Annotated in this window: 7 protein-coding genes; 4 read left to right on the top strand and 3 right to left on the bottom strand. The window is 43.4% G+C overall.

Going from position 1 to position 10,483, the window contains the following annotated elements; genetic code table 11:
* A partial coding sequence (locus LKD36_RS13735; protein WP_308459927.1) for a helix-turn-helix domain-containing protein occupies window positions 1-451 on the bottom strand: 451 nt, incomplete at its 3' end.
* A 515-nt stretch (window positions 452-966) separates the two neighbouring features.
* On the opposite strand from LKD36_RS13735, the gene glgB reads away from it, so the two are divergent.
* Window positions 967-2,820, top strand: coding sequence for a 1,4-alpha-glucan branching protein GlgB (gene glgB / locus LKD36_RS13730; RefSeq protein ID WP_308459926.1), 1,854 nt, complete (start codon window positions 967-969; stop codon window positions 2,818-2,820).
* Here the strand turns inward: glgB and LKD36_RS13725 are convergent.
* Window positions 2,759-3,835 (bottom strand): HAMP domain-containing sensor histidine kinase, encoded by a 1,077-nt coding sequence (locus tag LKD36_RS13725; protein WP_308459925.1) that lies wholly within the window; start codon window positions 3,833-3,835, stop codon window positions 2,759-2,761. The genes glgB and LKD36_RS13725 overlap by 62 nt on opposite strands.
* Window positions 3,832-4,506, bottom strand: a complete 675-nt coding sequence (locus LKD36_RS13720) for a response regulator transcription factor (RefSeq protein ID WP_308459924.1) — start codon at window positions 4,504-4,506, stop codon at window positions 3,832-3,834. Before LKD36_RS13720 ends, LKD36_RS13725 begins: the two co-directional genes overlap by 4 nt.
* A 185-nt stretch (window positions 4,507-4,691) precedes the next feature.
* On the opposite strand from LKD36_RS13720, the gene LKD36_RS13715 reads away from it, so the two are divergent.
* From LKD36_RS13715 to spo0A, 3 genes are all read left to right on the top strand, one after another.
* The gene (locus LKD36_RS13715) at window positions 4,692-6,407 is read left to right on the top strand and encodes an efflux RND transporter periplasmic adaptor subunit (protein ID WP_308459923.1); all 1,716 of its coding nucleotides are present in this window, start codon (window positions 4,692-4,694) and stop codon (window positions 6,405-6,407) included.
* A complete protein-coding gene (locus LKD36_RS13710; RefSeq protein WP_308459922.1) occupies window positions 6,407-9,460 on the top strand; it encodes an efflux RND transporter permease subunit in 3,054 nt (1,017 codons plus the stop codon). Before LKD36_RS13715 ends, LKD36_RS13710 begins: the two co-directional genes overlap by 1 nt.
* A gap of 213 nt (window positions 9,461-9,673) precedes the next feature.
* Window positions 9,674-10,471, top strand: coding sequence for a sporulation transcription factor Spo0A (gene spo0A / locus LKD36_RS13705; protein ID WP_118769704.1), 798 nt, complete (start codon window positions 9,674-9,676; stop codon window positions 10,469-10,471).
* Window positions 10,472-10,483: the final 12 nt, after the last annotated feature.

Below are 10,483 nucleotides of genomic sequence, written 5' to 3'. Positions count from 1 at the left end.
TAGACGGTATCATTAACCGCATATAATCAATAGGGGCATTTTCGTATTGTCCTGTAACGATATATCGGTATAGCATATACTGGGTACTAAGTGTTGTGCTTTGTAGCGCAATTACATAGGCGAAATTTAATATGCTAACCATAATAAAAATCAGACCACTAATTAGCAACAGCGTCATTTTTCTGTTATGAAGATTTATTTTCATCAAATCTTCTAAAGTTATTTGCTCATCAGTTTTGTTTGCCACACCTGCTTCTCCTTCCTTTAGCAAATCATTTAATGACACATGAAAAATTCTGCTTATTTTAACGATACTTTCTAAATCAGGGGAAGTGCTATCTGACTCCCATTTGGAAATAGTCTGTCTGGATACGTTAAGTTTTTCTGCTAATTGTTCTTGTGTCATTCCCGAAAGTTTCCTTAATTGGTTGATTTTATTTCCAATTTCCATTTTGTGTCCTCCTTTAAGAGCAATTTTAAATAAAATAAACAATTTTTTCTATCAACATTGCTTTACATTTGCGCTCAAAATAATAACATTTATGAAATTGCTTGTTTTTCTGCACTTTAAGTGTTCATATAAAGGCATTTAAAATTATATCATTTATTCTATGCTTTCTCTATCGTAATCATTAAATACAAGGAGTGTATAACTTGTCCCTTTACTGTATGGAATAGTTTTGGGGCTGGTAGTCTTTCTCTTTTTTTCTGTTTGCTTCTTTACCGAACATGAGCATTAGCTATGGGGAGTGTCAAGTGAATTCACCTGATCATGATAGTTCTTAACGGAAATCTTTGGTATTCTATCATCAGCGGAAGGCTCAAATCCTCATACGGGAAACAGGAGGCGAGCCGGAAGCTCATTCGAAATGCTCTGCAGGAATAAGACGAAAATCCTGTCTTTGTATCTTGTATATCCCCATTATTTTCGATACAATAAAAGAAAAGCTCATACGGGGGAAAAGTATGAATTTTCAGGAATTTTTACAGGGAAAGGTATTTTATGCCTACAAATATTTTGGTGCGCATCTATTAAAGAAGGGAGCCATATTCCGGGTCTATGCACCCAATGCAGCAAAGGTGGAGCTGCAGGGAGATTTCAGCGGATGGGAACTGCTGGAGATGAAACAGAAAGAGAATCCCGGAGTGTTTGAAGTAACCGTGCAGGATGCAGAAGCGGGTATGTATTACAAATATGCAATCACGGATGCACAGGGGAACGTGGTGTATCACTGTGATCCTTATGGGATGTTGATGGAACTGCGTCCGGGTTTTGCATCCAGGATTGTAGATGAAAACTGGAAATTTGCAGATGATGAGTGGACTAACAACCAGAATACGGAAAAGAACTATAACAATCCTATGAATATCTATGAGCTGCATGCAGGCTCCTGGAAACAAAAAGAGGATGGCAGCTGGTATAATTATGAAGAACTGGCAGAAGAACTGATTCCTTATCTGAAGAAAATGGGATTCAATTATATTGAATTTCTGCCATTATCGGAACATCCGGCGGATTGTTCCTGGGGATATCAGAATACTGGATTTTTCGCACCGACGTCCCGTTATGGAACGCCACAGCAGTTGAAAAAACTGGTAGAACTCTGTCATGAAAATGGAATAGGTGTGTTTACAGATTTTGTGCCGGTACACTTCGCTATGGATGATTATGGTCTTCTGAATTTTGACGGAACGCCTCTATATGAGTTTCCCCATCCGGATACCGCCTACAGTGAGTGGGGAACGATGAATTTTATGCACAGTCGTGGAGAAGTCAGAAGTTTTCTGCAGAGTGCCGCGAATTACTGGCTGACAGAATTTCATTTTGACGGAATCCGCATGGATGCCATCAGCCGTGCCATTTACTGGAATGGTGATCCGGCAAGAGGTGTCAATGAGCGTGCAGTGGAATTTTTGAGAAATATGAATGCAGGCCTCCATAAGCTGCATCCGTCTGCTATTCTGATGGCAGAGGATTCCACAGATTTTCCGAAAGTAACGGCACCGACAGAATACGATGGCCTGGGATTTGATTATAAATGGGATATGGGATTTATGAATGATACACTGCGCTTCTTCCAGACAGCTCCGGTGTATCGCCCTTATGACTATCACAAACTCAGCTTTTCCATGATGTATTTTTACAGTGATCTGTTCCTGCTGCCCTTCTCTCATGATGAAGTAGTACACGGCAAGGCCACGATTATCCAGAAAATGTGGGGAAATTATGAGAATAAATTCCCGCAGGCAAAGGCATTTTATACCTATGTCTATGCACATCCAGGAAAGAAACTGAATTTCATGGGTAATGAATTCGCACAGTTTCGTGAATGGGATGAGACAAGGGAACAGGACTGGGATATCCTGAAGTATCCACTTCATGATGCCTTCCATCATTTCTATGCGAAGCTTGCGCATCTTTATCTGGAGGAACGGGCACTGTATGATGGAGAATATAATCAGGACTGTTTTGAATGGTTGGAAGTAGATGCGGCAGATTATGTGACCTATGCATGGGAACGCCGGGCTGGCGGAGAGACCATTGTGACAGTGATGAATCTATCAGATCAGTTCTGGAAGGATTTTCCGGTGGGTCTGCCTATGTATTACGAACTGGAAGAACTGCTTAACACGGACTGGAAGAAATTTGGCGGAAATACATCACCAGAGGATCAGAATTTCCGTATTGTAGATGAAGAACACAGAAAATGGCCGCAGACCCTGTATGCAGATCTGCCGCCATTTACTGCGAGAATGTTTAAGGTAAAGGGAGTGAAGATTCCAGCTCAGAAGAAGGATGTGCCGGCAGGCAGACGGTAAAGGTACTGCCAAGATCCGGAATGCTTTCTAATGTTATATGACCACCGTAAAGGGTGACGATCTGATGGACAAGTGCAAGTCCCAGACCGTTGCCCTTTTTCTTATGGGACGTATCACCCTGATAAAACTTGTCGAAAATCCGGGACTGAATATCCGGTGGGATACCGATACCGGAATCCTGCACACTGACCGTCAGCCATTCTTCATCCATGGAGGCTTTGATGGTAATTTCCCCTCCTGCTGGAGTGAATTTGATAGCATTATCAATGAGATTACTCCAGATATGGGAAGTCAGTTCCTGATTTCCATACCATGTGATTTTATCAAGCTCCGGTTCAAGAACCAGATTCTTTGCAGACCAGGCGGATTCGGCTCTTAAGATGATCCAACGGATCTGTTCATCCACCCGGAAATCTTCCTGATCAGTGATAATAGTCTGATTTTCCAGGCGGGAAAGGCTCAAAATATTTCCTGTCATTTTGGAAAGCTCTCTTGCACTGGTAATGATGGTTTCTATATATTCATTCCGTTCCTGGGGCGTGAGGGTGTCGTCCTGCAGGAGAGTCGCATAGCCGGTGATGGTGGCAAGGGGGGTCTTGAACTCATGGGAAACATTAGAGATAAAGTCAGAATGCAATGTTTCCGTACTATTCAGCTCCTGTACCATCACATTAAAATTGTTTAAAAGTTCGTAAATCTCGCTTTTGTTTCCGGGAACATCCAATTTTACCGTATAATCACCGTCGGCCACTTTCTGCATAGCTTTCGAAAGCTCGGAAACGGGATTCAGCGCATAGCGGAAAATGAACACGCTGATAAACATTCCGAGAACTAGTGCAACAAGAGCCAGCAGGATAATGAAATGCAGACCGGTGATCGGAAGTGGAAATAAATTCCATATATTTAACCGGTTCATAAAATGGATGGTAAATCCGATAATCAGGAAAGTACAGATCATTACCCAGAAACAGCAGAGAACAACTCTCATCCAGATGGAATAAAAATTCTTTTTCATTTTTCGATGATCCCCTTATATCCAAGACCCCGGACGGTCTGAATCTGAAAATAAGGAATATCCCGGAAACGATCCCGCAGACGGTTGATATGCACATCTACCGTACGGATATCCGTTTCGGAATCGTAACCCCACAGCTCGTCCATAATCTGTTGTCTGGTAAAAGTATGGTTCGGGAAAGAGAGCAGTTTATAAAGAAGCTGAAACTCTTTCTGTGGAAGAATCTGGGATTTTTCATCGATCGTAACGGTCAGGTTAATATAATCCAGGCAGACGTGGTCGAACTCCAGCTTTTTTTCATAGATAATTTTTGCCCGGCGGAGGAGTGCTTCCACACGGAGGAGCAGTTCATTGACATCAATGGGTTTTACCATGTAGTCGTCAATGCCGAGTTTAAATCCTTTTGCCTTATCCGGAAAAGTATCTTTGGCAGTCACGACCAGAATCGGGAGCTGATAACCGCTGTCACGGAGTGCTTTGGTCAGATCATATCCATCCATGCGCGGCATCATCAGATCAGTGACAATGAGATCAATATAGGTCTGATCCAGCATTTCGAGTGCCTGCTCTCCATCAAAAGCAACGGAAGTCTCATAGCCATTTTTATTTAAAACCCTGCAGATTAATTTGTTCAGGGCCTGATCGTCTTCGACAACTAAAATATGAAACATAGATACACCTCACTTAAAATGATTTATAAATTGCAGTTTAACAATTGTACAATATCATATAGAATGATTGTGAACGGAGTATGAATAAAAAAAAGAATTTCATGTGACATAAATTTATATTTTGTTAAAAAAACTGGTATAATCTGGGCGAGGCTAAAATAACGAAACAAGGAGGAATGACGAGAATGAATAGAAAAAGACTCATAGCAATGGGAATCATTATGACTCTGAGTATGTCCACAGTTGCCTGTGGTAAAAAAGAAGAAAAGACAGAGATCAGCAAGGTTGCTGTAGAGGTGGAAAATCCTACGACAGGAGAGCTGACAAATGATACAACTTACATAGGAACGGTAGAACCACAGCAGCAGGTATATGTGACTCCGAAAGTATCCGGAACAGTTACTGCTGCCTATTTTGAGGTGGGAGATACGGTAAAGGAAGGCGATGTGCTGTTTAAAATCGATGATGAGGCAGCTCAGCTTCAGATGAAGAGTGCAGAAGCTTCTTATAGTCAGGCAGAGGCAGGAGTGACCGCGGCTACCAGTGGATCACGAGATCTGCAGAATTATCAGACAGAAGAGCAGATCCGCCAGTTAAAAGAAAAACTGAGTGATGCGGACGACAGCATTGATGATATGGAAGACGATCTGGATAAACTGCGGGAGCAGAAAGGAACTGCGTCTAAACAGGTAACAACGACGCAAGCTACAGTAGATCAGTTGACAGAGGCGTTGGGGGTGCAGAAAAATGCACTTGCAGATGCACAGGAGAGTAGTGATACTAAAACAAAGAGAATTCAGGAAATTGATGATAAACTTGGAACTTTGACTGATGATAGTGAAGAAAAAACAGATTTACAGAAAGAAAAAGAAGAGCTTACAAAAGATGTAGCTGCTTTAACCGAAACTATTAAAGATACGACAACTGAAATTACAGCCACTTCTTCCCAGCTTGCCATTGCGAAACAGGGCTTAAGCACTGCTCAGGCAGCATTAAATTCCATCGAGAGTGGCAAGACCCAGTTAAAATCCGGTATTGAGCAGCTGAAAGATGGAAAAGATACGATTCAGGATAACCTGAACACTGCAGAGCAGACCTACTCCATTACCCAGAACGAAGTTTACCCGGAGACCGACGCTACATACGTCGCACAGCTTCAGGCAGCATCTGTTGGCGTGGATTCTGCAAAGATGCAGTTAGATTTCTATACGGTGAAAGCACCGATCAGTGGTGTGGTAGAGGCAGCCAATGTAAAGAAAGAAGATATGGCAGCAGCTGGAAATCCGGCTTACATTATTTCCAATAAAGATTCCATGACGGTTACCTTCAATGTAACAGAAAAGGCAAAGAATACGATGAATGTAGGTGACCATGTGACCGTAGAGAGAAATGGAGAGACTTTTGACGGCACTATCACAGAGATTGGAACCATGGCAGGACAGCAGACGAAGCTCTTCCAGGTGAAAGCAACCATTCCTGGAGCAGGGGATAAACTTCCGAATGGTGTATCTGTGAAAGTCAGTGCAACTACCGAGAAAGAAGACGGCAGTACGCTGGTTCCCTTCGATGCTCTTTATTTTTCCGGAGGAGATGCCTATGTTTACTGTGTGGTAGATAATAAACTGGTGCGTACTTCGGTCACGGTAGGCCTTATGGATGATGACCATGCGATTATCGAAGATGGACTTGACGCAGACAGCCTGGTAGTCAGCAACTGGTCTTCCAAGCTGAGAAATGGTGCAGATGCCGAGATCGTGTCTCTGAACGGCGAATCGGTGGCATCGCCGGAGCAGGAAGAAGACGCAGCGAAAGAAGAGGCTACAGAGGATACACCCGCAGATGCAGCGGCTGAAAATGAGAAAACTGACAACAGTGCTTCAGATGAGGAGGCTGCTGAATAATGAATCGATTGACGAGGTTAGTATTAAAACGACCTGTATCCACACTTCTGGCGGTTCTGGCACTGTTTGTTTTCGGATTTTCATCTCTGATGGGGCTTCGTCTGGAACTGATGCCGGATATGGAAATGCCGATGAAGATCGTATATACGGTCTATCCAGGTGCGGATTCCGAGTCGGTAGATGATCTGGTTACCAGTATTATTGAGGATAAGGCAGGAAGTTTAAGTGGTGTAAAATCTATTACTTCGCGTTCCATGGAAAATGTTTCTATGGTTCTTCTGCAGTATGATTATGACCAGAATGTGAATGATGCCTATCTTGATTTGAGGGCAGCACTTGACCAGGTAAAGGGAGATCTGCCGGATGATGCGCAGGATCCGATGATCATCGAGATGAACATGGATTCTATGCCGAGTATTTCTTATTCTGTCAGCACAACGGACGGAACAGATGCACTTGCATTTGTAAAGCAGGATGTGGTTCCGGAACTGGAAGCACTGAGTACGGTGGCGCAGGTAACCGTATCTGGAGGTCAGGAACAGCATATAAAGGTAGAACTTAATAGAGACGAGATGAATCAGTACGGACTGGATATGAACTCCATTGCCCAGTACATGAAAGCCTCTGACTTTACGATCCCCCTTGGTTCTGTAGATCAGGGCAGTCAGTCCATCAGTGTGATCAGTACAGCTGATACAGATACCGTGCAGGCACTCCGGAAGATTCCGTTGCGCACAGCAACGGGAAGCCTGATTCAGCTGTCTGATGTGGCAGATGTAGAATGGACTGTGAAAGATGCAGATAGCATCGCAAGATACAATGGAGAAGACACAGTAACGGTCAGCATGACCAAGAACCAGAGTGCCAGCACTATCGGCATGGTAAATTCTGTAAAAGAAACCATGAATGATATTCAGGAGCAAAATGATAACATTGTAGTTGCGGCTACCTATGATGCCTCCGATATGATTATGGAATCTCTTAGTTCTGTTGGAAGCACTTTGGCACTGGGTGTTATCCTTTCCATGATTGTACTGTTTATCTTTTTCGGAGATTGGAAAGCGTCGATTATCGTCGGATGCTCCATGCCGATCTCTTTGTTGATGACAGTGATTGTCATGTCAATGATGGGATTTTCTCTGAATATCATGACTCTGGGAGGTCTGGTGATTGCCATCGGTATGATGGTCGACAGTTCCAGTGTCGTGATTGAGAGCTGTTTCCGTGCTAATGACCGGGTACCGGATTTTTCAGAAGCAGCGCTGCAGGGTACGACGGAGGTAGTAGCATCCATCGTGGCATCTACGATTACAACCGTTGTTGTTTATCTGCCTCTTTGCTTCTCGGGCGGTATGACAGGACAGATTTTCATGCAGCTGGGTCTGACCATTGTATTTTCGATGGTAGCTTCCCTGATTTCTGCGATTACACTGGTTCCGCTGTTCTTTAAACTGTATAAACCAACACAGAAAAAGGAACTGCGGCTGAATGTCTTCCTTGATAAAATCAAAGAAAAATACGATCATGTGGAGCGGAAACTTCTGCATAAGAAGAAAACCTGCCTTCTGACAGCTGTGCTTCTGCTGGTGGCTTCTTTCTGGATTCTGAGCATGACAAATATTGTTTCCATGCCGACCATGGATGAAGGAATGATCTCTGTGACTGCTACGTTCCGGCCGGGAACCCGTGTCGAGGTAGTCAATGAGCAAATCGTCCAGATTGAAGATCTGGTGGCAGCAGATGAAAATGTGGAAAGCTATACGTTGACGGCTTCCGCAGGTTCTGCAACCATTTCCGCAACCTTGAAAGATGACAGAAAGATGACGACTCAGGAAGTTGTCGATCAATGGGTGCAGGATACAAAGAATGTTTCGGATATGCAGCTTGATATCACCATGTCCAGTTCCATGTCCATGGGCAGCAGTACGACAGGTTCCGGTGCAACTCTGACCGTTGGTTCTGTGAATCTGGAAGATGTGAAAGATGCATCAGAAATGATTCAGGATGCAGCATGGAATATTCCAGGTGTACTGAATGTGTCTACCGATGCAGGAGCGTCCACGACGCAGCTTCGGGTGGTAGTGGATCCGTTAAGTGCCATGAGTCATGGACTGACACCGACGCAGGTAGGCGGAATGCTTTACAGTACCTTAAGTGGTACAAAAGCCATGACTGTTACATCGGATGGGGAAGAATATGATGTAGATCTTTCTTTCCCGGAAGGAACCTATGATAATGCCACCCAGCTGTTGGATACAGAGGTAGCAGGCGTGCCCCTTTCTGAAATGGCAACACTGGAATATACAGATGCAGCCCAGACCATTATGAAGATGGATGGAAAATACACCGTTACAGTAAGTGCTACCTGCCTTTCTGATGACAAAGCAGATATCCAGGATGCCATGGATGAGTTCCTGAATACGCTGGATCTGCCGGACAGTGTAGGTGAGGCAGAGACCATGATGGATAAGATGCAGGATGATATGTTCGGAGATATGGGAAAAGCCATTGCAATGGCATTATTCCTGGTATTCCTTGTTATGGCCATGCAGTTTGAGTCTCCAAAGTTCTCTTTGATGGTTATGTTAAGTATCCCATTCAGTCTGATCGGTGCGTTTGGATTAGTATTCTTAAGTGGTACAGACTTCAGTATGGTAGGTTTGATGGGCGTGCTGACTTTGGTTGGTACGGTTGTAAATAATGGTATTCTCTATGTCGATGGTGTGAATATGCTGCGCCGCAGAATGGATATTGAGGATGCCCTGATCGAATCCGGTAAGACGAGACTTCGCCCGATTCTGATCACAACCCTGACCACCATTATTTCCATGACACCAAGTGCCCTTGGTATTGGCGGCGAAAGCGCTGTTATGATGCAGGGAATGGCGCTGGTTATTATCGGAGGTCTTGTGGCTTCCACGCTGCTGATTCTTCTTCTGATGCCGGTATTCTATCTGATGGTATACGGTACCAGTAAGAAGACGCGTAAAGAGCGCTGGCATAGATTTTATTTCTGGAAAAAGAAAAAAGAGGTTCCGCAGGAACAGGAATAAATAATGAATAAAAAGAAACAGACTGTCAAATCAGACAGCCTGTTTCTTTTTGCAAAAAAATTTGCGAAATCTTAACGCATTTGTCGAAAAAGTCAGATAAATAATACTTGTAAGAATGAAACTACTTTTTTATAATTTTTCTATGGATGTTGAGGAATTATGTATAATGCCGTAGAAAGGAGACTAGGAAAATGGGAAAAAGGAGGGCTATGAATGAGCAGGTGGAATGTGGCTATTGCGGATGATAATGAGAGGATGGCAGAAATCCTTGATCATATACTGAAGCAGGATTCCGATTTTGCAGTCGTCGGAATCGCCCATAACGGAGAAGAAACCTGTCGGATGATTAAAGAGAAAGAGCCGGATATTGTACTGCTGGACATTATTATGCCGAAATTGGATGGACTTTCCGTGATGGAGAAGATCGGACAGGATAAGACTCTTCAGAAGAAGCCTGAGTTTGTAGTCATTTCAGCGATCGGACAGGAACGGATTACGGAAGATGCGTTTTTACTGGGAGCCAGTTATTACATTATGAAGCCATTTGATCATGAAATGCTTCTGAACCGCATTCAGAACCTTAAAAACAGACAGCGGAAAAAAGCAGAAATCAAAAAAATCGAACCCTATGAGACGAAAGCAGTCTACCAGACGCGAAATTTGGAAACGGATGTTACGGATATGATTCATGAGATTGGAGTTCCTGCACATATTAAAGGATACCAGTACTTAAGAGATGCTATTATGATGGCAGTCGAAGATATGAATATGCTGAATTCTATAACCAAGATCCTTTATCCAACGATTGCGAAGAGACATCAGACAACACCAAGCAGGGTGGAGCGTGCAATCCGGCATGCTATAGAAGTTGCATGGAGCAGAGGAAAGATGGATACGATTGACCGATTGTTCGGATATACCGTGAGCGTTGGAAAAGGAAAACCGACAAATTCAGAGTTTATTGCCCTGATTGCGGATAAAATACGACTGGACTATAAAAAACAGGCATAATTTGTGAAAATT

This window comes from Hominiventricola filiformis, assembly GCF_020686965.1.
Lineage (GTDB): Bacteria > Bacillota > Clostridia > Lachnospirales > Lachnospiraceae > Hominiventricola > Hominiventricola filiformis.
Note: the sequence above shows the minus strand (reverse complement) of the source record. Positions and strands in the feature narration are given on the sequence as shown.